Genomic DNA, 23619 nt, shown 5'->3' with positions numbered 1-23619 from the left:
CTCATAAAGTTAATCAATTCGGGCAGGAATTGTAATCTGTTTAAGATAATTCTCAAGTAGCATGTAATAAAAAAGGCCGCAAAAGCGGCCTTTTAAAACTAACTTTAAAGCTTAGCGCTTGTCTGTAGCTTTATAATCACGTGTTGTTTCACCTGTGTAAAGCTGACGCGGACGGCTGATCTTGTGACCAGGCTGAGAAAGCATCTCGTCCCAGTGTGAGATCCAACCTACAGTACGTGCCATTGCAAAAATTACAGTGAACATACTTGTCGGAATACCAATCGCTTTTAAGATAATACCTGAGTAGAAATCTACGTTAGGGTAAAGTTTCTTCTCAACAAAGTACGGGTCTTCAAGTGCAATTTGCTCAAGTTTCATTGCAATATCAAGCAATGGATCTTGAATATTAAGCTCTGCTAAAACTTCATGACATGTTTGACGCATTACTGTTGCGCGTGGGTCGAAGTTTTTGTAAACACGGTGACCAAAGCCCATAAGACGGAAAGGGTCCGCTTTATCTTTTGCTTTTGCTACATATTCGTCGATGCGATCAACTGAACCAATTTCTTCTAACATGTTTAAACATGCTTCGTTAGCGCCGCCGTGAGCAGGGCCCCAAAGTGATGCAATACCCGCAGCAATACATGCATAAGGGTTAGCACCAGAAGAACCAGCTAAACGAACTGTTGACGTTGAAGCATTCTGTTCGTGGTCAGCATGAAGCATAAAGATTTTATCCATTGCTTTAGCTGTTACTGGGTTTACTTTGTATTCTTCAGCAGGTACAGAGAACATCATGTGTAAGAAGTTTTCTGCATAGCTTAAATCATTGCGTGGATATACAAACGGTTGACCGATGTTTGTTTTGTATGCCATTGCCGCAATCGTTGGTAATTTAGCAACTAATTTAATAGCGCTTGTCTTACGTTGAACTGCATCAGTGATATCAAGATCTTCATGGTAAAAAGAAGATAATGCACCAACCACACCACATAGCATTGCCATTGGGTGTGCATCAAAACGGAAACCTTGGAAGAAGTTTGCGATTTTTTCATCTAGCATCGTGCTACGAGTGATTTTTGTAGCAAAATCATCGTATTGCTCTTTAGTTGGTAACTCACCGTTTAATAGTAAGTAACATAACTCAACGTAGTTAGAGCTCTCTGCTAACTGCTCGATCGGGTAACCGCGGTGTAATAAAACACCTTTACCACCATCGATGTAAGTGATGGTAGATTCACAAGAACCAGTCGACATGAAACCTGGGTCATAAGTAAAGTGACCATGTGAGCCGAGTGTACGTACATCAATTACATCTTGGCCAGCAGTACCTTGATAAATTGGAAGTTCGATTGGATCTAGCCCATCAATATGGACTGTGGCTTTCTTATCTGCCATCTATGTATCTCCTATTAAGATAACTATTCTGATTTTTATATTCTAAAATCTATTCTAAGCACATCTTTACATTTTAACGTGAAAGAGGGGTATAAAGTCAATTTTTATAAGTATTATGCACATATGTATAATAAATATTCGGTATAGATTGAATATTATACCATTGGCTAATTCGCAAACGACTCAAAGTAAACAAGAATTGTAAAAGAGTCTCCGGCTATATATACTAACGGAGGTTTTTAACCGATTTGTATTTGGGTAAACTTTTTTTTACATAATATTTTTCATAAAAAGTGAACTTTATTAGTATTAATACGTTTATTTTGATAGTTCCACCAGAAACATTTGGTGGGTTTTAGAAAAACAAGTAGATGAGCCCCACTGCGGGCAAGATGGGCAAGTAACTGTGAAAAAGCAAAGACCTGTAAATCTAGATCTAACAACTATATCTATGCCGGCAACGGCTAAAGCTTCAATTTTTCACCGCGTCACCGGTGTTGCATTATTTTTTGCTTTAACGTTTGTCATTTGGGCTTGGTCAGAGTCTCTTTCTTCAGCTGAAGGTTTTGAATTCGTCAAGGGTCTGTTTAACGGATTCATTGCCAAATTTATAGCTTGGGGCACCCTTTCTGTATTGGGTTATCACCTTATCGGTGGTATCCGTCACATCATTATGGATATGGGGCATTGGGAAGAACTTGAATCAGGCAACACTAGCGCTAAAATTGCAATGGCACTTGGCGTTGTGTTTGCTGTATTGGCAGGGGTGTGGATATGGTCTTAAATCAAGCAACTCTTAAACGTGATGGCGTACAAGATTTTGTATCTCTACGCACAACGGCATTAATAATCAGTGCATATGCAATTTTTATTATTGGCTATTTTTTAGCAATGCCAGAAGTCACATATGACGCCTGGACAGGCCTATTCTCTAACCTAGCAATGAAAGGGGCGACATTAATCACCCTAGTTTGCATTATGGTTCATACCCGTATCGGCCTTTGGCAGGTTCTAACCGACTATGTAAAGGGCGCTAAATTGCGTGCTTTCTTAGGCTTTGTACTAAACCTAATGGCTGTTGCTTACGTAGCTGTAGGTTTAATCGTTTTATGGGGTGTTTAAGTGAAATATTCTGTTCGTGAATTTGACGCCGTAGTAATTGGTGCCGGTGGTGCAGGTATGCGCGCTGCTCTTGCTATTACTGAATCTGGCAAAACATGTGCACTAATCTCTAAAGTTTTTCCGACACGCTCACACACTGTATCTGCTCAAGGTGGTATTACAGTAGCGTTAGGTAATTCGCATGAAGATAACTGGGAATGGCATATGTATGATACCGTTAAAGGTTCCGATTTTATCGGTGACCAAGACGCTATCGAATACATGTGTAATACAGGCCCAGAAGCTATTACTGAATTAGAAAACATGGGCTTACCATTTTCTCGTTTTGAAAATGGCCGTGTTTACCAACGTCCTTTCGGTGGTCAATCGAAAAACTTTGGTGGTGAACAAGCTGCACGTACCGCAGCAGCTGCTGACCGTACTGGTCACGCATTATTACACCTTCTTTATCAACAAAACGTTAAAAATAAAACAAATGTATTTTCTGAATGGTATGCACTTGATTTAGTTAAAAACGATAATGGCGATGTAGTAGGTTGTACAGCGATTGAAATTGAAACAGGTGAAATCACTTTCTTCAAATCAAAAGCAGTTGTGTTAGCTACCGGTGGTGCAGGTCGTATCTTCGCATCAACAACTAATGCTCACATTAACACTGGTGACGGTGTTGGTATGGCGACTCGTGCTGGTATTTCTATGCAAGACATGGAAATGTGGCAATTCCATCCGACAGGTATTGCAGGTGCTGGTACGCTAGTAACTGAAGGTTGTCGTGGTGAAGGTGGTTATCTTTTAAATAAAGATGGCGAACGCTTCATGGAACGCTATGCACCAAACGCTAAAGATTTAGCATCTCGTGACGTTGTTGCCCGTTCAATGATGACAGAGATTCGTGAAGGTCGTGGTTGTGATGGTCCTTGGGGTCCTCACCTTAAGTTGAAACTTGACCACTTAGGCGAAGAAACGCTTAACTTACGTCTTCCAGGTGTATGCGACCTTGCTAAAACATTTGCTCACGTTGATCCTGCAAAAGAACCAATTCCAGTTATCCCAACATGTCACTACATGATGGGTGGTGTGCCAACTAACGTAAATGGTCAAGTACTTAATATCGATGCCGCTGGTAACGAAAAAGTAGTACAAGGTTTATTTGCTGTTGGTGAGATTGCATGTGTATCTGTTCACGGTGCTAACCGCTTAGGTGGTAACTCATTACTTGATTTAGTTGTATTTGGCCGTGCTGCTGGTAATTTCTTAGGTAAATACCTAAATGACGTTGAAATTTCTAAAGCGGCTTCTGAGTCTGATTTAGAAGCGTCTTTAGCTCGCTTTAATCGTTGGGAAAGCTCAACAGTTGGTCAAGGCGAAGACCCAGTACAAATCAAGAAAGACCTACAACAGTGTATGCAGCTTAACTTCTCGGTATTCCGTGAAGGTGACTCAATGGCAACTGGTCTTACTGAGCTTAAAGAAATTCGTGAACGCTTACAGCATGCACGTCTTGATGATAAATCATCAGACTTCAACACCATGCGTATTGAATGTTTAGAATTAGACAACTTAATGGAAACAGCTTACTCAACTGCAGTAGCTGCAAACTTCCGTACTGAAAGCCGTGGTGCACACTCTCGCTTTGACTTCCCAGATCGTGATGACGAAAACTGGTTATGTCACTCAGTATTTAATCCGGTAACGGATGAAATGAGCAAGCGTAAAGTAAACTACGAGCCTAAGCTACGTGAAGCATTCCCACCTAAAGCACGTACCTACTAGGAGCGAGACGATGGCACAAGTACAATTTTCAGTTTATCGTTACAATCCGGATGTTGACAACGCACCTCGTATGCAAGAATACACTTTGCAAACTGAGGAAGGCCAAGACATGATGGTATTGGATGCACTTTTATTATTAAAAGAGCAAGATCCTACATTATCATTCCGTCGTTCATGCCGTGAAGGCGTGTGTGGTTCAGACGGTGTAAACATGAATGGTAAGAACGGCTTAGCATGTATTACTCCTTTATCTACGCTACAAAAAAATGGCAAAGGTAAAATCGTAGTACGTCCATTACCGGGACTTCCTGTTGTTCGTGACCTTGTTATTGACATGAGTCAGTTCTACACTCAATACGAAAAAGTAAAACCGTATCTAATAAATGACGAGCCTGCTGCAGGCGAACGTCTTCAATCTATTGAAGAGCGTGATAAATTAGATGGGCTTTATGAGTGTATTTTATGTGCATGTTGTTCTACATCGTGTCCTTCTTTCTGGTGGAATCCAGATAAGTTTATAGGTCCAGCAGGCCTTCTTCATGCTTACCGTTTCTTAGCTGATAGCCGAGATACTGCAACAGAAGAGCGTTTAGCTGACTTAGACGATGCATTCAGTGTGTTCCGTTGCCACAGTATCATGAACTGTGTTAGCGTTTGTCCTAAGGGTCTTAACCCGACTAAAGCAATTGGGCAAATAAAATCTATGTTATTAAACCGCTCGGTTTAATTTCTAGTAGACGAAAGATGGCTAATATTTATTAGCCATCTTGTTATATAACTATTAATTTCTGCGCTAAAAAAAAGGGCTTATAAATGCACGAAGGTGTGATGAAGGCATGGCTAGAATCTTCACATTTAAACGGCGGTAACGTTGCTTATGTTGAAGAGCTTTATGAAGCGTATTTAGACGATGCGACTTCGGTGCCAGAAGAATGGCGAGAAGTGTTCGAACAATTACCAAAAGTTGATGGTGTGGATGTTGAAGTAAAACATTCAGAAGTTCGTTCACAATTTGCGGCGCTTGCTAAAAACAAGCATAGAGAAGTAGTGGTAGCAGAGGGCAGTGGCGGCGACCTTAAACAGGTTAAAGTTCTGCAACTTATTAATGCTTTCCGTTTTCGTGGACACCAAAATGCAAACCTAGATCCACTAGGTATTTGGCAACGAGAACGTGTACGAGATTTAGAGCTAGAATACCACGACTTATCAAATGCTGACTTTGACCGCGAATTTAACGTAGGATCGTTTGCCGTAGGCCGCGATACTATGCCTTTAGGTGAGTTATACCAAGCACTAAAAACTACTTATTGTGGTTCTATTGGCGCAGAGTATATGCACATCACATCAACAGAAGAAAAACGTTGGTTACAACAGCGTTTAGAGTCTGTTCAGTCTAGGCCAAAATTCGATAAAAATGAAAAGCTACGTATCCTTAAAGGATTGACAGCGGCTGATGGTCTTGAAAAATATTTAGGGGCTAAGTTCCCGGGTGCTAAGCGTTTCTCACTTGAAGGTGGCGATGCGTTAGTTCCTATGCTTAAAGAGCTTATACACCGCGCGGGTGAAAGTGGCCAAAAAGAAGCCGTAATCGGCATGGCTCACCGCGGACGCTTGAACGTACTTGTGAATGTACTTGGTAAAAATCCATCAGAATTATTTGATGAATTTGCTGGTAAACACAAAGATACTTTAAGCTCTGGTGATGTTAAGTATCACATGGGTTACTCTTCAGATTTCGCGACCAAAGGTGGCAATGTGCATATGGCACTTGCGTTTAACCCATCGCACTTAGAAATCGTTAATCCTGTGGTTATGGGGTCTGTGCGCGCACGCCTTGATCGTCTAAACGACAAAACTGGCAGCAAAGCACTTCCTATTACTATTCACGGCGACTCTGCAATCGCAGGTCAGGGTGTAGTACAAGAAACGTTTAACTTATCACAAACTAATGCATTTAGTTGTGGTGGTAGCATTCGTATTGTTGTTAATAACCAAGTTGGTTTTACAACAAGCAAGCAAGACGATGTTCGCTCTACTGATTACTGTACTGATATTGCAAAAATGGTTCAATCACCAATCTTCCACGTAAACTCTGATGATCCTGAAGCGGTTGCGTTTGTTACGCAGTTAGCGCTTGATTTTAGAAACCAGTTTAAACGTGACGTTGTGATTGACCTTGTTTGTTACCGTCGCCATGGTCATAACGAAGCTGATGAGCCTAATGCTACACAGCCTGTTATGTATCAAAAGATTAAAAAACATCCAGTCCCTCGCTTAATTTATGCAGATCAGTTAATTTCGGAAGGTTCTTTCACAGAAAACGAAGTGAAAGCACTTGCTGATGATTATCGTAATGGCTTAGATGATGGCAACTGTGTAGTTGAAGAAATTCAACCAGAAACGTCACATTCTTCTGATTGGGCTAAATACGTTGGCCATGATTGGAATGTTGACTACGACGCGAGCGTTTCTGTAGAGAAACTTAAAGAGCTCGGTAACATTGTTGCAAGCTACCCTGAAGACCACAAAGCGCAATCTCGTGTTAAGAAAATATACGATGATCGTAAAGCTATGGCAGCCGGTGAAAAAGCACTTGATTGGGGTATGGCAGAGACTTTAGCGTATGCAACTATCGCAGCTGAAGGCACTGATATTCGCCTAACAGGTCAAGACTCTGGTCGTGGTACCTTCTTCCATCGCCATGCCGTTGTTCACGGTCAACAAGACGGTGCAACATACTTACCACTGCAAAACATTAGTGAAGATCAAGGTACGTTTGAAGTATTTGATTCGGTGTTATCTGAAGAAGCGGTATTAGCGTTTGAATATGGCTATGCAACAGCAGAGCCGACCTCACTTGTTTTATGGGAAGCGCAATTTGGTGATTTCGCCAATGGTGCACAAGTTGTTTTTGACCAATTCTTAAGTTCAGGTGAGCAAAAGTGGGGTCGTTTATGTGGCCTGACATGTTTGCTACCACATGGTTATGAAGGCCAAGGTCCTGAGCATAGCTCTGCACGTCTTGAGCGTTTTTTACAGCTGTGTGCTGATCATAATATGCAAGTATGTGTACCATCTACACCTGCACAAGTTTATGCAATGCTGCGTCGTCAATCGGTTAGACCACTTCGTCGCCCATTGATTGTTATGACGCCAAAATCATTGCTTCGTCACCCATTAGCTACATCATCGCTTGAAGAACTATCAGAGGGCGTATTCCACAATGTGATCGATGAAATTGATGATATTGATGCTAAGAAAGTAGAACGTGTTGTATTTTGTAGTGGTAAAGTTTACTACGAATTATTACAAGAGCGTCGTAAACTTGAGCAAGACAACATTGCTATTGTTCGTGTTGAACAGTTATACCCGTTCCCACATGACGAAATGAAGACGATTATTGAACGTTATCAGCATGTTACTGATTTTGTATGGTGTCAGGAAGAGCCGCAAAACCAAGGTGCTTGGTATTGTTCTCAACATCACTTTATTGATGCAATTCCACAAGATGCAAAATTAAAATATGCTGGTCGTAAAGCTTCAGCATCACCTGCATGTGGTTATATGTCAGTACATACTAAAGAACAACAAGCGCTCGTTGCCGACGCGCTTACTATAGAAAAGAAAGGATAAGCAATGAGCACAGAGATTAAAGTTCCTGTTCTTCCTGAGTCGGTTGCAGATGCTTCCGTTGCTACATGGCATGTAAGTGTTGGCGACAAAGTAAGCCGTGACCAAAACTTAGTAGATATTGAGACAGACAAAGTGGTTTTAGAAGTGGTTGCACAAAACGATGGTGTAATCACTGAAATTTCACAAGAAGAGGGTGCTACGGTACTTGGCGACCAAGTGATCGGTTTAATTGGCGATGCAGATGAAGCACCGGCAACTAAAGAGTCAAAAGAAGATGACTCAGCATCAGATAAATCAGAAGACGCGCCTGCGGCGCAATCAGCACCAGCATCAGAAGGTAAAGAAGTGGATATTAAAGTACCTGTACTTCCAGAATCAGTTGCAGATGCAACAATTGCTACTTGGCATGTTCAACCAGGTGACGCGGTAACACGCGACCAAAACTTGGTAGATATTGAAACAGATAAAGTTGTACTTGAAGTTGTTGCCCAAGAAGACGGCGTTATGGGTGAAATAATCCATGACGAAGGCGATACCGTTCTTGGTGAGCAAGTAATTGGTAAGGTAAAAGCAGGCGCTGCACCAGCTAAATCTGAAGCTAAAGCGGATGCACCAGCAGCCAAAGAAGAAAGCTCAAGCGATAGTTCAGATCTGTTAACGCCATCAGTGCGTCGTTTAATTGCTGAGAAAGGCCTTGATGCTTCAAAAATCAAAGGTTCAGGTAAAAATGGCCGTGTGACTAAAGAAGATGTTGATCAATTCTTAAAAGCACCTGCTCCAGCAGCAAAAGCAGAAGCAGCACCAGCAGCACCAATGGGGGATCGTACTCAAAAACGTGTGCCTATGACACGTTTACGTAAAACCATTGCTAATCGTCTTCTTGAAGCGAAAAACTCAACTGCAATGTTAACCACGTTTAACGAAGTTAATATGAAGCCAATAATGGATCTTCGTAAGCAGTACCAAGAAGTATTTGAAAAGCGTCACGGTATCCGTTTAGGTTTCATGTCTTTCTACGTTAAAGCGGTAACTGAAGCGTTAAAGCGTTTCCCAGATGTAAATGCATCAATTGATGGCGATGATATTGTTTATCACAACTATTTCGACATCAGTATTGCTGTTTCTACGCCACGTGGCTTAGTAACGCCAGTACTTAAAGATTGTGACAAATTATCAGTTGCAGAAATCGAAAAAGGTATTCGTGAACTAGCTCTTAAAGGTCGTGATGGCAAGCTAACACTTGACGACATGACTGGCGGTAATTTCACTATTACTAACGGTGGTGTATTCGGCTCATTACTATCAACACCAATCATTAACTTACCGCAGTCTTCAATCTTAGGTATGCACAAAATCCAAGATCGTCCAATGGCTGTTAATGGTAAAGTTGAAATCTTACCTATGATGTATTTAGCGTTATCTTACGATCATCGCCAAATCGATGGTAAAGAATCAGTTGGTTTCTTAGTAACAATTAAAGAGTTACTTGAAGATCCAACACGTTTACTGCTAGATGTTTAATTAAGTAGTATGAAATATAAGCTGTGAGTTAAAATCACAGCTTTTTTTTTGCGCCTAAGGTCATACTGGGGTTTTCATGTAGCGCCATGAGATCTATACTAGGCACGCAATTTGGGATAGTTGTTTATTTGCATAAATATTCAGCTCTTTTAATATAAAAAATTGGATAAAGCATCATGAATTTGCATGAGTATCAGGCAAAACAACTTTTTGCCGAATATGGTTTACCAGTTTCTCAAGGTTTCGCTTGCGATACACCTGAAGAAGCTGCAGCAGCTGCTGAAAAAATTGGCGGCGATATGTGGGTTGTTAAAACTCAGGTTCACGCAGGTGGACGTGGTAAAGCTGGCGGTGTAAAGCTAGTTAAAACTATCGACGAAGTTAAAGCGTTTGCAGCTAACTGGTTAGGTAAAAACCTAGTTACTTACCAAACAGACGAGAAAGGCCAGCCAGTTGCTAAAATTTTAGTAGAAAGCTGTACAGATATCGCAAACGAACTGTACCTAGGTGCTGTTGTTGACCGTGCTTCTCGTAAAGTTGTGTTCATGGCGTCTACTGAAGGCGGCGTTGAAATTGAAACTGTTGCTGAAGAAACACCAGAACTTATCCACAAAGCTGAGATTGATCCTTTAGTAGGTCCTCAAGCTTACCAAGCTCGTGAGCTTGGTTTTAAATTGGGTCTTAACCCAACACAAATGAAACAGTTCGTTAAGATCTTTATGGGTCTTGGCAACATGTTTAACGATTTCGATTTCGCATTACTTGAAATCAACCCTCTAGTAATCACAGATGAAGGTAACCTTCACTGTCTAGATGGTAAAATTGGTATCGATGGTAATGCACTTTACCGTCAACCTAAAATCCGTGAAATGCACGATCCATCTCAAGAAGATGCACGTGAAGCTCACGCAGCAAGCTTCGAGCTTAACTACGTAGCCCTAGATGGTAACGTAGGTTGTATGGTTAACGGTGCAGGCCTAGCAATGGGTACTATGGACATCGTAAACCTACACGGTGGCAAGCCAGCTAACTTCCTAGATGTTGGTGGCGGCGCGACTAAAGAACGTGTTTCTGAAGCATTCAAAATCATCCTTTCAGATGACAACGTTAAAGCTGTTTTAGTTAACATCTTCGGCGGAATCGTTCGTTGTGACATGATTGCTGAAGGCATCATTGGCGCAGTTAAAGAAGTAGGTGTAACAGTTCCAGTAGTTGTACGTTTAGAAGGTACTAATGCTGAATTAGGCCGTGAAGTACTTGCTAAGTCTGATCTTAACATCATCGCTGCTGAATCATTAACAGACGCGGCTGAAAAAGTTGTTGCTGCTGCGGAGGGCAAATAATGTCTGTATTAATCAATAAAGATACAAAAGTTATCTGTCAAGGTTTTACTGGTGGTCAAGGTACTTTCCACTCAGAGCAAGCGCTTGAGTACGGTACACAAATGGTTGGTGGTGTAAGCCCAGGTAAAGGCGGTCAAACGCACCTTGGTCTTCCAGTATTTAACACAGTACGTGATGCTGTAGAAGCAACAGGTGCAACTGCATCTGTGATTTACGTACCAGCACCTTTCTGTAAAGATGCAATCTTAGAAGCTATCGATGCAGGTATCGAGCTGATTGTTTGTATCACTGAAGGTATTCCTACACTTGATATGGTTGACGTTAAAGTTAAACTAGATCAAACAGGTACTCGTATGATTGGTCCTAACTGTCCAGGTGTTATCACTCCTGGTGAGACTAAGATTGGTATCATGCCTGGTCACATCCACAAGCCTGGTAAAGTAGGTATTGTTTCTCGTTCTGGTACTTTAACGTACGAAGCAGTTAAGCAAACTACAGATGCTGGTTTTGGTCAGTCTTCTTGTGTTGGTATTGGTGGTGATCCAATTCCTGGTACTAACTTTATCGACGTTCTAGAATTGTTCGAAAAAGATCCACAAACTGAAGCAATCGTAATGATTGGTGAAATTGGTGGTACTGCAGAAGAAGAAGCTGCAGAGTACATCAAAGCTAACGTAACTAAACCTGTTGTTTCTTACATTGCTGGTGTTACTGCACCAGAAGGTAAGCGTATGGGTCACGCTGGCGCAATCATCGCTGGTGGTAAAGGTACTGCTGATGAGAAATTTGCTGCATTAGAAGCTGCGGGCGTAAAAACTGTACGTTCACTTGCTGATATCGGTAAAGCACTTAAAGAGAAAACAGGCTGGTAATCAGCTTTTATTCTTTAAAAAAGGCTCGCAATTGCGAGCCTTTTTGTTATCTAAAGTTCAGGTACCTAATTAACCACAGTTTAGCTTAATTAATATGGGTAACTTATATGCTGAAAAAAGCGCACAGATAAATCTTGGCGTTGCTTATTAATTGCTAACTCCTCACATAAGCCATGTATGGCTTTTTCAACTTGATTCATAAAACGACCATAGCCAATTTCATGTTTATTATGCTCAGCTGCCACAATGACAAAATGCAGTGTTTCGACTAATTTATCGGCTTCAAAAAATACTTTTATTTGCGGGGTTGAGTCTTCTATATCAAAACTTATTTTTTGTAGCTCTTCATTTCCTTCATTTCTATCGACTTGGCTGTTTCGTATTATTGGCATTGCGCCATTAGCAACCATTGCAGCGTGGGTGAGTTTATTGTCTTCACATAACTGGGTAAATAGTTTTGAAAAGTGGGTGTAGAACGGCTGATAAGTTTGGCTGTTAATCTCACTTTGAAACTGCGTTTTAATATTACGAGTTATCGGTATCGAAAAAGTGACATAGGTCATTTCTGCGTGTGTGCTTGGTATCTCGCATTGTCTTGATTGATAACGAGGATATAAACTTCTTAATTTATAACCGTAACTTTCTTTATTGCCTTTTTCTTTAGCGAATAAATCATAGGTCAAATGCTGATGATCACGTAATTTAAAGCTTGGTTGTTCTACAAATAATTGCTGTTGTAAAAGATCCAAAACTTTTTGTACATTATTATGGAATTGGGCGGAGTGAGCGCGAATATCATCCCCAGTGGCTAAAAACAGTAAGCGAATCTTTTTGCTTTGCTGATCTTCGGTGTAATGAAGTTTATGTGCTTCATGGTAACGAGGATTATAGAAAAACAACATTTGCTTATCGGTTTCAAGTTGATAAGACTCATCATGAAATCGCACGACCGGCAGTTTATCATTGGCGAGTAAATGCACATTGTGAAGTTCATATTCATCACAAGCAGCAAATAGTTGGCGAGCAATACGCTGATAACACGCATTAATATTACTAAAGCTCTTATAAAACTCATCGTTTGGCGTGATTTCAGCTAATAAATAATGGTTTGCTCTAGCATTGCTTGGGATATAAACACGGTGTTGATTTAATGAAGCCATCTTTCGTTCCTGTAAGTTGGGTTTATTTTTATACTATAGAATGCTTTGATGACTTAAATATTGCGCTAAAACAAATTTTGTTCATAAACTATCCCTTATTAAACAAACTTTGTTAATTACCAGCATAAACCCGTATCTATTACTGTATGTTACGCTTGGTTTTTGTAATAATGCATTAGTTTTGTTATCACGCAATATACAGAGGTTTATACTCCTATGGCGGAAATCGAGAATCGCCCAAGTAACTTTATTAGAACCCGAATTGATGAAGATTTAGCAAGTGGAAAACATGCCACAACGCATACCCGTTTTCCACCAGAACCAAATGGCTTTTTACATATTGGCCATGCAAAATCAATTTGCCTAAATTTTGGTATCGCAAAAGACTATAACGGTTTATGTAACCTTCGTTTTGACGATACAAACCCAGAAAAAGAAGATATTAACTACGTTAATTCAATTAAAGAAGACGTACAGTGGTTAGGGTTTAATTGGGATGGTGAGATTAAATATTCGTCAAACTATTTTGATGTGCTTTACGGCTATGCAGTAGAGCTAATTGAAAAAGGTTTAGCGTATGTGTGTTTTTTAACTGCCGATCAAGCGCGTGAATACCGTGGCACATTAAAAGAGCCAGGTAAGAATAGCCCTTATCGCGATACTTCGATTGAAGAAAACCTCGCATTATTTGAAAAGATGCGCAATGGTGAATTCAAAGAGGGCGAATGTGTACTGCGCGCAAAAATTGATATGGCAAGCTCATTTATGGTGCTGCGCGATCCAATTATTTACCGCGTTCGTTTTGCACATCATCACCAAACAGCTGATAAATGGTGCATTTACCCAATGTACGACTTCACGCATTGTATTTCTGATGCGTTAGAAGGTATAACACATTCATTATGTACCTTAGAATTCCAAGATAACCGTCGTCTTTACGACTGGGTTCTTGATAATATCAGCCTTGAATGCCACCCACAGCAAATTGAATTTTCACGGTTAAACCTTGAATACACAATTATGTCAAAGCGTAAGCTTAATGACTTAGTGGTAAATAACAAGGTAGAAGGGTGGGATGACCCGCGTATGCCAACGATTGCGGGTCTTCGTCGTCGAGGTTATACACCGGCTTCAATTCGTGAGTTTTGTTTACGTATTGGTATTACTAAACAAGAAAATATGGTTGAAATGGGTATGCTTGAAGCGTGTATCCGTGATGATTTAAACGAAAATGCACCGCGTGCTATGGCTGTACTTGATCCGGTTAAAATCGTTATTGAGAATTATGAAGCCGACACTGTTGAAACATTGTCTGTTGCTAATCACCCAAATAAAGAAGAAATGGGTCGTCGTGATGTGCCTTTTACCCGTGAAATTTTTATTGAACGTGAAGATTTCCGCGAAGAAGCAAACAATAAGTTCAAACGTTTAGTACTTGATAAAGAAGTACGCTTACGTGGCGCTTATGTAATTAAAGCAGATCGTGTTGAAAAAGATGATAACGGTGAAATTACCACTATTTACTGTACTTACGATCCTGAAACATTGGGTAAAAACCCAAGCGATGGGCGTAAGGTAAAAGGGGTGATTCATTGGGTGTCAGCACCTGAGTCAGTGACGGCGGAAGTACGTTTATATGACCGTTTATTCAGTGTTCCTAATCCTGCAGCAGCAGAAGATTTTGAAAGCACATTAAACCCAGAGTCGTTAGTTGTTATTAATAATGCAAAACTAGAACCTTCACTGGCAAATTCACAGCCTGCGCAAGGTTTCCAGTTTGAGCGTACTGGTTACTTCTCTCGTGATAGTAAATCTGAGAATGTGGTATTTAACCAAACTGTGGGTCTGCGCGACTCATGGGCTAAAATAGATCAGAAGTAATTCTGTTCTGTTCTATTTTAGACACAAAAAAACCTGCTTTTAGCAGGTTTTTTTATGCAATTAATAAAATTAACTGTTGTTTTGTGCAAACGCCTTACATGCGTCTTTATCTTCACACTCACCGTATAGGTAAAGAGAGTGGTTAGTTAGCTTAATACCGTTTTCTTCAGCAATCTCGAGTTGACGACGTTCAATTAAGTCATCTTCAAACTCAACAACCTTGCCACACTTTAAACACACTAAGTGGTCATGGTGAGTACTGCCAGAAAGTTCAAATACAGACTTGCCACCTTCAAAATGATGACGGCTAACAATACCCGCATCATCAAATTGATTTAAAACACGGTAAACAGTCGCAAGACCAATTTCTTCGCCTAGATCTAATAAAACCTTGTAAACATCTTCAGCGCTTATGTGTTGGTTATCTGGAGATTGAAGAATCTCTAAAATTTTAATACGCGGTAAAGTTACCTTTAGCCCGGCTTTTTTAAGTTCCAAGTTATGATCAGTCATTAAATCTGTCTCAATTTTATTTAGTTATACTAGACATCTTGCAAGATGTACTCGTCACAATAACAGTTAGGATAACGTGCCTTTGCAGGAAGTGCAAAGAACAATTGATCTATATCAATATTAACGCGGAAAATGCTAACTGTTTGATAATATTTTAAACAGTTAGCATAAAAAGGGAGGGTTAATCTGCTAACTCACTTAAGCACATTTCATCATATACCTGAGCACACCATTGTTTAACGCGCTGCTCGGTTAGTTCCGGCTGACGGTCTTCATCAATACCTAAGCCTACAAAGTGCTTGTCATCCGCCATACCTTTTGATGCTTCAAAATCATAGCTGTCTGTTGGCCAATGACCAACAACAATAGCACCACGCTCTGTTACGATATCGTTGATCATACCCATAGCGTCTAAGAAGTATTCTGCATAGTCTTCTTGGTCGCCACAGCCAAAAATAGCCACTAGCTTACCTTCAAAGCTTACTTCTTCAAGCTCAGGAAAAAAGTCATCCCAATCACACTGCGCTTCGCCATAGTACCAAGTTGGAATGCCGAATAAGATCAGATCAAATTCAGCTATCTCTTCTTTAGAGCTTTTTGCAATGTCATGCACAGCAACGAGCTTTTTACCCAATTCTTTTTGGATCATTTTTGCTACGTGTTCTGTGTTACCTGTATCACTTCCGAAAAAAATGCCTACACTTGCCATGGATTTAAACCTTTTATCTATCAATAGCCAATCTTTCTTGTAAAATTGTTTCGATCAACGCACTACGGCTAATATTTTGTGCATCTGCCATATCACTCAAAGCCTGATACAGCTGTGACGAAACTTTAAATTCAACACGCTTTAAGCCACGTGCTTTATCTCTTTTTATTTGATTACGTTTATTGACCTTTAACTGCATATCCCGTGGAAGGGGATTGGTTTTCGGCCTACCTGGACGTTTCTCGTATTCAAATAAATCAAGCGTTGTTCTATCTGTTTCTGACTTGGCCATGCTTAACCTACACCCGCACCTTGCCAAAATACCTGAATAAGTCCTTTGGCAATAAAGCCAGAGCAACCTAAAAAAAGTACCAGCCACACAATATAACGACCAAATTTAGGCACATTGCCGCTTTTCAGTACGTCTTTAATTGCCAAGCCGATAAAAATAAAAATACCTGCTAAGCCAAAATACAACCCTAAGGTATCAAATTCGTTAATAAACTGACTGACCATCGACGTATAACCTTTAAATTAAACGGCGCGTACTATAGCACATAAATCTTTAATTATTTAGTGTGATAAATCAAAAACACGCCACAAAAATAACATTAAACTGCAGTTAAAAAATCATTGATTGCTTTGTTTACAGCCTGTGGTTTTTGGGCATGCAACCAATGACCCGCACCATGGATGATTTTTGCACTTACATTTTTAAACAGCGAATTAATTGCTTCACGGTGCTCAGCTAATATGTAGTCAGAGTCATTACCTTTAATAAACAGAGTTTCGCATAAACAAGAATTATTTGCATTAATGTTGTCGGTAATTGTTGAATATTTATTATCAAGCACTGACAAATTGAATCGCCATACAAATTTCCCTGCATCATTTTTATATAAACTCTTCAATAAAAACTGACGTACTCCTAACTCTTCTATATACGGTTGCATTACTAAATCAGCTTGCTTTCTATCACTAATATCGGCATTTTTTACTGCATTTAATGCCTCAATGATTTGGGTATGACGAGCCGGGTAGCTAACTGGGGCGATATCAAGTACCACTAATTTATTGACCAATTCGCTATGGGTTAATGCAACTTGCATTGCCACTTTACCGCCCATGGAATGCCCTACAAGGTGGGCTTTTTGTATTTTCAATTTCGCCATTAATTCCACAATGTCATTGGCCATGGCTAGGTAATCCATTTCATCACTGTGTGGGGAAAGGCCGTGGTTACGTAAATCGACATTGGTTACGCAAAAGTGTTCACTTAATGGTTTTGCAATCACATTAAGGTTTTCTAATGAGCCAAACAGTCCATGGATCAAAACAACATCAGGACCTTGACCAATTTGTTTGTAATTTAATTGCATAAACGTCTCCCATAATTTTGCGCATAGTTTGCCGAGCATTAACTAAAAAAGCAAAAAATACAGATATTATTTAAACGCTGGATGCAAAATACCTAGCTCTCTGATTATTTGGTCATTATTAATTATATGTTTAGGGTAGCGTGGGTTGTAACTCGCATTTCTAACTGGATTGGGTATATACCCAAACCATCACAAGATACAGAATTCAGCGTTTCACCGGGGCTTAATATCAAGGCGTTAGTTTGCAACAATGGCAATCCCTTTTAAAAATTAACAACGATGAGAGTAAGTTCCTGTTAAACGCCCAGAGGGTTGGTTTAAAAGCGATTTATACTGCGTTATTGGTTTTAGCAATAGAATGACTATTGTTTGCAATCAATGCCTTGCCTAAATCGCTTTTAATTCCAACTGAAACTCGCATCTTGAGGTGATTTGGGTATAATCATATCGAAAGAAAAATGTGACCCGTAATGACAGGAAGAACATGAAACAAATCGACATAGACGACGAGTTATATCAGTACATTGCTAGCAATACCCAGAGTATTGGTGAAAGTGCATCGACTATTTTACGTCGTTTATTAAATCTCAGCGGCGAAAAAATTCACACTACAAAATCAGACACTGATCATAAAAATGAAACTGTTAGTGTGTCTAATCCATCTGAAGAGCAACAAGTTGCTGCCGTTGAACAGCCAGCCTCTGTGGCGAAACCGCCGGTAAATAAAAAGAATGCGAACGTATTTAATATTTTAAATAAAGAAGAGCTGGCAATGCAAAAAGGTGTTGTTGGTCGTTTCTTATTTATATTAAGTGCATTTTACCGAACGCACAAAACTGACTTTTCAGCAGTGCTTGATATCAAAGGCCGCGATCGTGTTTATTTTGCGACCAGTAAAGAAGACTTAGTGAATAGCGGTAGTAGTATGAACCCTAAAAACATCACCGATAGTGAATATTGGGTGATGACTAATTCAAATACTACACGTAAAAAAATGATGCTGCATGAAGTTGCACTTAGCTTGGGCTATAGCAATGAGCAAGCTGAAAAAATTCGTGATTATCTTTAAGGAAATACCATGGCAATTCATTCCGGCGCAGGGAAAACTGCACCACAATCGGTTTTAGTGAATGTACCAAAGTTAGTGTCTGCGTATTATTTAAATGAGCCTGATCTAGAGCAAAACCCTGAGCATTGTGTTGCCTTTGGCACCTCAGGGCACCGTGGTTGTGCGTATGATGTGAAATTTAATGAATCCCACATATTATCAATCACCCAAGCTATTTGTGATTACAGAAAACAAAACGATATATTTGGCCCATTATTTTTGGGTAAAGACACCCACGCATTAAGCGAAGCCGCCTTTAACTCAGCGATAGAAGTGCTGGTTGCTAACGAAGTGCAAGTGATCACCCAAGAAAATGGCGACTTCACACCAACGCCGGTAATTAGCCACGCTATTGTTAGTTATAATAAAAATCACCCAAATGAATTAGCCGATGGTATTGTTGTTACTCCGTCTCATAATCCTCCTGAAGATGGCGGGTTCAAATATAACCCACCTAATGGCGGCCCTGCAGATACAGATGTAACAAAATGGATTGAAGATAGAGCCAATCAGCTTTTAATGGAAGACTTAGTTGAAGTAGAACTGTTTCCATTTGCTAAAGCGTCGCGTTCTGGTTTTATCCGCTATGAAGATTTAATGACACCGTACATTAATGATCTTGAAAACATTGTTAACTTAAAAGCGATTAGTGATGCTGGTATTAAAGTAGGTATTGATCCATTAGGTGGTTCAGGCATCAACTTTTGGCCAGTGATTGCGAAAAAATACAATCTAGATTTAACCGTTGTAAATGACAGTGTTGATCCGCGTTTTGCATTTATGCCACTTGATAAAGATGGCAAAATTCGTATGGATTGCTCATCACCTTATTCAATGGCGAATTTAATTGCCCTTAAAGATGATTTTGATCTATCGATAGGCAATGACCCTGATTATGACCGTCATGGCATAGTAACACCTGATGGATTAATGAATCCAAATCACTTTTTAGCAGTAGCCATTGATTACTTACTAACGCATCGTGACTGGGATGCCAGCGTTGAAATTGGTAAAACCCTCGTTTCTAGCTCAATGATTGATAAAGTCACTGAGCGTAATAAGCGTAAAGTAAAAGAAGTACCTGTTGGTTTTAAATGGTTTGTTGAGGGGTTAAATAAAGGCAAGTTGGCTTTTGGTGGTGAAGAAAGCGCTGGGGCAGCCTTCTTACGTTTTGATGGCACCGTATGGTGTACAGACAAAGATGGCTTTATCATGGGGCTACTTGCTGCTGAAATTCTTGCAGTTACAGGTAAAACACCGTCTACGTTATATAAAGAACTAGAGCAAGAATTTGGTGCACCAATTTATAAACGTTTAGATGCGCCAGCGACGCCTGAGCAAAAATCACGTTTAAAAGCGCTCAGTGCTGACGATGTTAAAGCCGATACCTTAGCCGGTGAGCCAATTATGCAAAAGCTTACTCATGCGCCAGGTAATAATGCAGCAATTGGTGGATTAAAAGTAGTAACTGAAAGTGGCTGGTTTGCTGCTCGTCCGTCAGGTACTGAAGATATATATAAAATATATCTAGAATCATTTAAAGGCGAAGAGCATTTAGCCTTATTAGAAAAAGAAGCTAAAAAACTGGTTGATTCAGTAATTAGCTAATCTGCAATTAAAATTAAAAACGGCTGATTTATTCAGCCGTTTTTGTATCTACAATTTATAAAACAAAAAGGGCTTTTATAGTGATGTCAGCCACTTCAGAATATATTAATCAATTAAAACATGATGGTGATTTTTTAACGCTTTCTCGAAACCATGAATGGCATTTGGATGCAGGCCAATTTACTCTTAATAATAATACGCAAGTAACCGTGCATGATACCGGTGTAATTGAATTTGAGCCTGATTGTATAACGTCAAAGAATGTGGTGCTATCCAGTGCAATTCATGGCAATGAGACAGCCCCTATAGAAATTTGCGATGAACTGATTAAACACATTATTAGTGGAAAACTTGAATTACAACAACGGGTTTTATTTATTTTTGGTAACCCTCAGTCAATTAATATTGGTAAACGCTTTGTAGAAGAGAACTTAAATCGCTTATTTAATGGGCACCACACTGTTGATGGCATCGCGATGAACGACGAACGTATTCGTGCTGCAAAACTTGAACAGTACGTTAGCGATTTTTATGCACGCTCAGAGCAGGACACGTATCGCTGTCATTATGATTTACATACCGCTATTCGTGGTTCTAAAAATGAGAAGTTTGCTGTTTACCCATTTTTACATGGCAAGCCTTGGAAAAAGTCGCAACTGCAGTTTTTATTGAGTTGCGGAGTTAATACGGTATTAATGATGAAATCACCCGCTACCACGTTTAGCTACTATTCATCGTTTGTGCATGGGGCTGATTCGTTTACCGTTGAGCTTGGACAAGTAAAACCCTTTGGTGAAAACGACATGTCGCGCTTTGCAAAAACTAAGCAAACATTAACTGCATTAATTAGTCAAAAAGAAGTGGAATACCCTAAATTTAATGCAAGTGACTTTGAGTTGTTTTCTGTTCATCGCACAATTAACCGCACAGAGCAAAACTTTAGCTTCCCGTTTTCTGATGATGCCGAGAACTTTACAGGCTTTGCAAAGGGTGAGCTTTTAGCAACTGATGGTGATAATGCAATTTATGTGGACGTAGAAGGGGAAGCGATTATTTTTCCTAACGCACAAGTTGCTATTGGACAACGTGCACTATTAACGGTTGTGCCTATGCAGGTGGATAGTCGTTTTAGCTAATTCAACACATCAGACCACTTGTTATGAAAGTTTAACCAGCTGATTAATAAGTGGTTAATTATATGTATAGTTAACTTGCCAGTTTTTTGCTCAATATTTACTTTTGTTTGGTCACAGTTTTGTTGAATAACACTTTACGTTAACGTAAAGTGTTGGCAGCTTTAATTAAATACAGTGCAGATGTTGCAAAGTTTATTCAGCAACAATCACCCATAATAATAATTTAAAGGGGCACTGTGATACCGACAACAAGAGAAGGTAGGTTATGAGTAATCCCAATAACGTATCGCTGAATATTAACCATGAGCTTGAGTTTATCGACGGTCACGCGCTTAATATTCCAACCCTTAGTATTTTAACTGAGGACGGCGACATTCATCCTAGTGCTCCTGCACCTGACATTTCTAAACACACCGCTATTAAATTATACGAAACCATGCGTTTTATTCGTTTATTGGATGAACGTATGCAGGGTGCTCAACGCCAAGGCCGTGTTAGCTTTTACATGCAGTGTTTAGGTGAAGAAGCGGCGGTAACAGCCTCTGCGGCAGCCCTTGATCAAGATGATATGATTATGGCGCAATACCGTGAGCAAGCGGCGTTGCACTACCGTGGTTTTACGCTTGACCAATTTATGAATCAGATGTTTTCTAACGAACTAGATCTTGGTAAAGGCCGTCAAATGCCGATCCATTACGGTTCTAAAGCACTTAACTACATGACAATTTCATCGCCATTAGGAACTCAAATCCCACAGGCCACCGGTTATGCATACGGTCAAAAAGTAAAACATATCGATGCTAAAACAGGTGAACTAGCAAGCACTATTGATAACGTCACCATTTGTTATTTTGGTGAAGGTGCCGCTTCAGAAGGTGATTTCCACGCAGGTCTTAACATGGCTGCAGTGCACAAGGCACCGGTTATCTTTTTTGCACGTAACAATGGTTATGCTATTTCTACCCCAGCTGATGAACAATTTAAAGGTGATGGTATTGCATCGCGTGGCGTAGGGTATGGTATTAAAACCATACGTGTTGATGGCAGCGATGCACTCGCTGTTTATGCAGCAACTAAAAAAGCCCGAGAAATTGCAGCAACCCAAGGTGAACCTGTACTTATTGAATCGATAGCTTATCGTTTAGGCGCGCACTCAACGTCAGATGATCCTAGTGGCTACCGTTCAAAAGATGAAGAAGCAAACTATAAAGCGTGCCCAATAGAGCGCTTTAGAAAATGGCTAGTAAAACAAAACTGGTTAGATGACGCAGAAGATATAAAAGCGAAAGAAACAATTCGTGATGATATTTTGGCGGCACTTAAACGCGCTGAAGTAATTGATAAACCAGCCTTAGAAGAGCTGATTTCTGATGTGTACGATACACCAATTCCATCTTTACAACGCCAATATGATGAGCTTAAAACACATATAAAAGCCCATCCTGATGCCTACCCAACAACAGCAGGGAGAATTAAGTAATGGCTAAAATGAACATGCTACATGCAATTAATTCTGCTTTAGATATCACTATGAATGAGCACCCTCAAGCGTGTATTTTTGGTGAAGACGTTGGTTATTTTGGCGGTGTTTTTAGAGCAACATCAGGCTTACAAGAAAAATACGGTAAGCACCGAGTATTCAACACGCCGCTTACAGAGCAAGGCATTTTAGGTTTTGCTAACGGATTGGCCGCATTTGGTGCACCAGCGCTTGCTGAGATTCAATTTGCTGATTACATCTTTCCTGCGTTTGACCAAATAGTGAATGAATCTGCTAAGTTTCGCTACCGTAGCGGTAATGAATTTAACGTGGGTAATCTAACAATACGCACACCTTACGGCGGCGGTATTGCTGGTGGTTTGTATCACTCGCAATCGCCAGAAGCATATTTTGCTCATACGCCAGGGTTAAAAATTGTCGTGCCGCGTAATCCTTATCAAGCTAAAGGCTTACTTCGCGCATGTATTAAAGACGATAATCCAGTGCTATTTTTTGAGCCAAAACGTTTATATCGTGCATCTACGGGTGAAGTGCCAGAAGAAGATTACAGCATTGAACTAGGTAAAGCTGAGGTAGTTCAAGAGGGCACTGACGTTACTTTATTGGCGTGGGGCGCACAAATGGAAATCGTAGAAGCAGCCGCTAAACAAGCCAGTGAGCAAGGTATTAGCTGTGAGGTGATTGACCTTCGCAGTATTCTACCGTGGGATGTTGAAACGATTGCTAAGTCAGTGACAAAAACAGGTCGGCTTATTGTTAGTCATGAAGCGCCTATTACCAATGGTTTTGGCGCTGAAATTGCGGCAACTATCGCTCAAGAGTGTTTCTTACATTTAGAGTCGCCTATTTTACGTGTATGTGGTTTAGATACACCATATCCGCTGGCGCTAGAAAAAGAATATGTTCCAGATGCATTGAAAGTAATGGCCGCAATTAAACAATCAGTGAACTTTTAGAGGTTT

The 23619-nt window shown here is 40.1% G+C and carries 21 protein-coding genes; 14 read left to right on the top strand and 7 right to left on the bottom strand.

Annotated elements, in window-relative coordinates; genetic code table 11:
• Positions 1-111 precede the first annotated feature (111 nt).
• On the bottom strand, positions 112-1398 hold the full coding sequence (locus ACNSN3_RS07510; protein ID WP_010390127.1) for a citrate synthase: 1287 nt from the start codon (positions 1396-1398) through the stop codon (positions 112-114).
• Between the two features lie 406 nt (positions 1399-1804).
• Between ACNSN3_RS07510 and sdhC the strand changes: the two genes are divergently transcribed.
• The 8 genes from sdhC to sucD all read left to right on the top strand — a co-directional run bounded on the left by sdhC (position 1805) and on the right by sucD (position 11662).
• Positions 1805-2182 (top strand): succinate dehydrogenase, cytochrome b556 subunit, encoded by a 378-nt coding sequence (sdhC, locus tag ACNSN3_RS07505; protein WP_010390126.1) that lies wholly within the window; start codon positions 1805-1807, stop codon positions 2180-2182.
• Positions 2173-2520: a succinate dehydrogenase, hydrophobic membrane anchor protein gene (sdhD, locus tag ACNSN3_RS07500; RefSeq protein ID WP_055012091.1), complete on the top strand. Its 348-nt coding sequence runs from the start codon at positions 2173-2175 to the stop codon at positions 2518-2520. The genes sdhC and sdhD overlap by 10 nt, the downstream gene beginning before the upstream one ends.
• Positions 2521-4293, top strand: a complete 1773-nt coding sequence (sdhA, locus tag ACNSN3_RS07495) for a succinate dehydrogenase flavoprotein subunit (RefSeq protein ID WP_008112088.1) — start codon at positions 2521-2523, stop codon at positions 4291-4293.
• Between the two features lie 10 nt (positions 4294-4303).
• Positions 4304-5020 carry a succinate dehydrogenase iron-sulfur subunit gene (locus tag ACNSN3_RS07490; RefSeq protein WP_010390121.1) on the top strand — a complete coding sequence of 239 codons (717 nt, stop codon included), beginning with the start codon at positions 4304-4306 and terminating at the stop codon, positions 5018-5020.
• A gap of 86 nt (positions 5021-5106) precedes the next feature.
• Positions 5107-7926: a 2-oxoglutarate dehydrogenase E1 component gene (sucA, locus tag ACNSN3_RS07485; protein ID WP_075169173.1), complete on the top strand. Its 2820-nt coding sequence runs from the start codon at positions 5107-5109 to the stop codon at positions 7924-7926.
• Positions 7927-7929: 3 nt separating this feature from the next.
• Complete coding sequence (odhB, locus tag ACNSN3_RS07480; RefSeq protein WP_418608985.1) at positions 7930-9447, top strand: 2-oxoglutarate dehydrogenase complex dihydrolipoyllysine-residue succinyltransferase; 1518 nt, start codon at positions 7930-7932, stop codon at positions 9445-9447.
• A 176-nt stretch (positions 9448-9623) separates the two neighbouring features.
• Positions 9624-10790: an ADP-forming succinate--CoA ligase subunit beta gene (gene sucC / locus ACNSN3_RS07475; protein WP_008464053.1), complete on the top strand. Its 1167-nt coding sequence runs from the start codon at positions 9624-9626 to the stop codon at positions 10788-10790.
• On the top strand, positions 10790-11662 hold the full coding sequence (sucD, locus tag ACNSN3_RS07470; protein ID WP_010390118.1) for a succinate--CoA ligase subunit alpha: 873 nt from the start codon (positions 10790-10792) through the stop codon (positions 11660-11662). The genes sucC and sucD overlap by 1 nt, the downstream gene beginning before the upstream one ends.
• A gap of 89 nt (positions 11663-11751) precedes the next feature.
• Here sucD and ACNSN3_RS07465 read toward each other — a convergent pair whose 3' ends face one another.
• Entirely contained in the window at positions 11752-12822 is a 1071-nt protein-coding gene (locus ACNSN3_RS07465; protein ID WP_054200998.1) for a DUF3083 family protein, read from the bottom strand.
• A 216-nt stretch (positions 12823-13038) separates the two neighbouring features.
• Between ACNSN3_RS07465 and glnS the strand changes: the two genes are divergently transcribed.
• Complete coding sequence (gene glnS, locus ACNSN3_RS07460) at positions 13039-14703, top strand: glutamine--tRNA ligase (protein ID WP_418608982.1); 1665 nt, start codon at positions 13039-13041, stop codon at positions 14701-14703.
• Positions 14704-14772: 69 nt separating this feature from the next.
• Here the strand turns inward: glnS and fur are convergent, their stop codons facing one another.
• From fur to ACNSN3_RS07435, 5 genes are all read right to left on the bottom strand, one after another.
• Positions 14773-15216 (bottom strand): ferric iron uptake transcriptional regulator, encoded by a 444-nt coding sequence (gene fur, locus ACNSN3_RS07455; protein WP_010390113.1) that lies wholly within the window; start codon positions 15214-15216, stop codon positions 14773-14775.
• 181 nt (positions 15217-15397) lie between these two features.
• Complete coding sequence (fldA, locus tag ACNSN3_RS07450; protein ID WP_008113772.1) at positions 15398-15925, bottom strand: flavodoxin FldA; 528 nt, start codon at positions 15923-15925, stop codon at positions 15398-15400.
• A gap of 13 nt (positions 15926-15938) precedes the next feature.
• On the bottom strand, positions 15939-16217 hold the full coding sequence (ybfE, locus tag ACNSN3_RS07445; RefSeq protein ID WP_008113775.1) for a LexA regulated protein: 279 nt from the start codon (positions 16215-16217) through the stop codon (positions 15939-15941).
• Between the two features lie 2 nt (positions 16218-16219).
• Positions 16220-16441 (bottom strand): DUF2788 domain-containing protein, encoded by a 222-nt coding sequence (locus ACNSN3_RS07440; RefSeq protein WP_008113777.1) that lies wholly within the window; start codon positions 16439-16441, stop codon positions 16220-16222.
• A 95-nt stretch (positions 16442-16536) separates the two neighbouring features.
• Positions 16537-17304: an alpha/beta fold hydrolase gene (locus ACNSN3_RS07435; protein WP_010390111.1), complete on the bottom strand. Its 768-nt coding sequence runs from the start codon at positions 17302-17304 to the stop codon at positions 16537-16539.
• 484 nt (positions 17305-17788) lie between these two features.
• Between ACNSN3_RS07435 and seqA the strand changes: the two genes are divergently transcribed.
• The 5 genes from seqA (at position 17789) to ACNSN3_RS07410 (ending at position 23613) form a co-directional block, all read left to right on the top strand.
• A complete protein-coding gene (gene seqA / locus ACNSN3_RS07430) occupies positions 17789-18373 on the top strand; it encodes a replication initiation negative regulator SeqA (RefSeq protein ID WP_010390110.1) in 585 nt (194 codons plus the stop codon).
• 9 nt (positions 18374-18382) lie between these two features.
• On the top strand, positions 18383-20020 hold the full coding sequence (gene pgm / locus ACNSN3_RS07425) for a phosphoglucomutase (alpha-D-glucose-1,6-bisphosphate-dependent) (RefSeq protein WP_109874605.1): 1638 nt from the start codon (positions 18383-18385) through the stop codon (positions 20018-20020).
• A gap of 83 nt (positions 20021-20103) precedes the next feature.
• Positions 20104-21156: a succinylglutamate desuccinylase gene (gene astE, locus ACNSN3_RS07420; protein ID WP_418608978.1), complete on the top strand. Its 1053-nt coding sequence runs from the start codon at positions 20104-20106 to the stop codon at positions 21154-21156.
• Between the two features lie 265 nt (positions 21157-21421).
• Positions 21422-22636: a thiamine pyrophosphate-dependent dehydrogenase E1 component subunit alpha gene (locus tag ACNSN3_RS07415; protein ID WP_418608976.1), complete on the top strand. Its 1215-nt coding sequence runs from the start codon at positions 21422-21424 to the stop codon at positions 22634-22636.
• Positions 22636-23613 (top strand): alpha-ketoacid dehydrogenase subunit beta, encoded by a 978-nt coding sequence (locus tag ACNSN3_RS07410; RefSeq protein ID WP_010390106.1) that lies wholly within the window; start codon positions 22636-22638, stop codon positions 23611-23613. The genes ACNSN3_RS07415 and ACNSN3_RS07410 overlap by 1 nt, the downstream gene beginning before the upstream one ends.
• Positions 23614-23619 lie beyond the last annotated feature (6 nt).

The organism is Pseudoalteromonas sp. US3C1004, assembly GCF_048401065.1.
GTDB lineage: Bacteria > Pseudomonadota > Gammaproteobacteria > Enterobacterales > Alteromonadaceae > Pseudoalteromonas > Pseudoalteromonas undina.
This window is presented reverse-complemented; position numbering and strand designations above follow the sequence as displayed.

What these genes read in the sequence shown, in the direction of transcription:
- ACNSN3_RS07510 (WP_010390127.1), bottom strand. Translation starts at nt 1,398, where the DNA reads ATGGCAGATAAGAAAGCCACAGTCCATATTGATGGGCTAGATCCAATC.
- sdhD (WP_055012091.1), top strand. Translation starts at nt 2,173, where the DNA reads ATGGTCTTAAATCAAGCAACTCTTAAACGTGATGGCGTACAAGATTTT.
- ACNSN3_RS07490 (WP_010390121.1), top strand. Translation starts at nt 4,304, where the DNA reads ATGGCACAAGTACAATTTTCAGTTTATCGTTACAATCCGGATGTTGAC.
- sucA (WP_075169173.1), top strand. Translation starts at nt 5,107, where the DNA reads ATGCACGAAGGTGTGATGAAGGCATGGCTAGAATCTTCACATTTAAAC.
- odhB (WP_418608985.1), top strand. Translation starts at nt 7,930, where the DNA reads ATGAGCACAGAGATTAAAGTTCCTGTTCTTCCTGAGTCGGTTGCAGAT.
- sucC (WP_008464053.1), top strand. Translation starts at nt 9,624, where the DNA reads ATGAATTTGCATGAGTATCAGGCAAAACAACTTTTTGCCGAATATGGT.
- sucD (WP_010390118.1), top strand. Translation starts at nt 10,790, where the DNA reads ATGTCTGTATTAATCAATAAAGATACAAAAGTTATCTGTCAAGGTTTT.
- ACNSN3_RS07465 (WP_054200998.1), bottom strand. Translation starts at nt 12,822, where the DNA reads ATGGCTTCATTAAATCAACACCGTGTTTATATCCCAAGCAATGCTAGA.
- glnS (WP_418608982.1), top strand. Translation starts at nt 13,039, where the DNA reads ATGGCGGAAATCGAGAATCGCCCAAGTAACTTTATTAGAACCCGAATT.
- fur (WP_010390113.1), bottom strand. Translation starts at nt 15,216, where the DNA reads ATGACTGATCATAACTTGGAACTTAAAAAAGCCGGGCTAAAGGTAACT.
- fldA (WP_008113772.1), bottom strand. Translation starts at nt 15,925, where the DNA reads ATGGCAAGTGTAGGCATTTTTTTCGGAAGTGATACAGGTAACACAGAA.
- ybfE (WP_008113775.1), bottom strand. Translation starts at nt 16,217, where the DNA reads ATGGCCAAGTCAGAAACAGATAGAACAACGCTTGATTTATTTGAATAC.
- ACNSN3_RS07440 (WP_008113777.1), bottom strand. Translation starts at nt 16,441, where the DNA reads ATGGTCAGTCAGTTTATTAACGAATTTGATACCTTAGGGTTGTATTTT.
- ACNSN3_RS07435 (WP_010390111.1), bottom strand. Translation starts at nt 17,304, where the DNA reads ATGCAATTAAATTACAAACAAATTGGTCAAGGTCCTGATGTTGTTTTG.
- seqA (WP_010390110.1), top strand. Translation starts at nt 17,789, where the DNA reads ATGAAACAAATCGACATAGACGACGAGTTATATCAGTACATTGCTAGC.
- pgm (WP_109874605.1), top strand. Translation starts at nt 18,383, where the DNA reads ATGGCAATTCATTCCGGCGCAGGGAAAACTGCACCACAATCGGTTTTA.
- astE (WP_418608978.1), top strand. Translation starts at nt 20,104, where the DNA reads ATGTCAGCCACTTCAGAATATATTAATCAATTAAAACATGATGGTGAT.
- ACNSN3_RS07415 (WP_418608976.1), top strand. Translation starts at nt 21,422, where the DNA reads ATGAGTAATCCCAATAACGTATCGCTGAATATTAACCATGAGCTTGAG.
- ACNSN3_RS07410 (WP_010390106.1), top strand. Translation starts at nt 22,636, where the DNA reads ATGGCTAAAATGAACATGCTACATGCAATTAATTCTGCTTTAGATATC.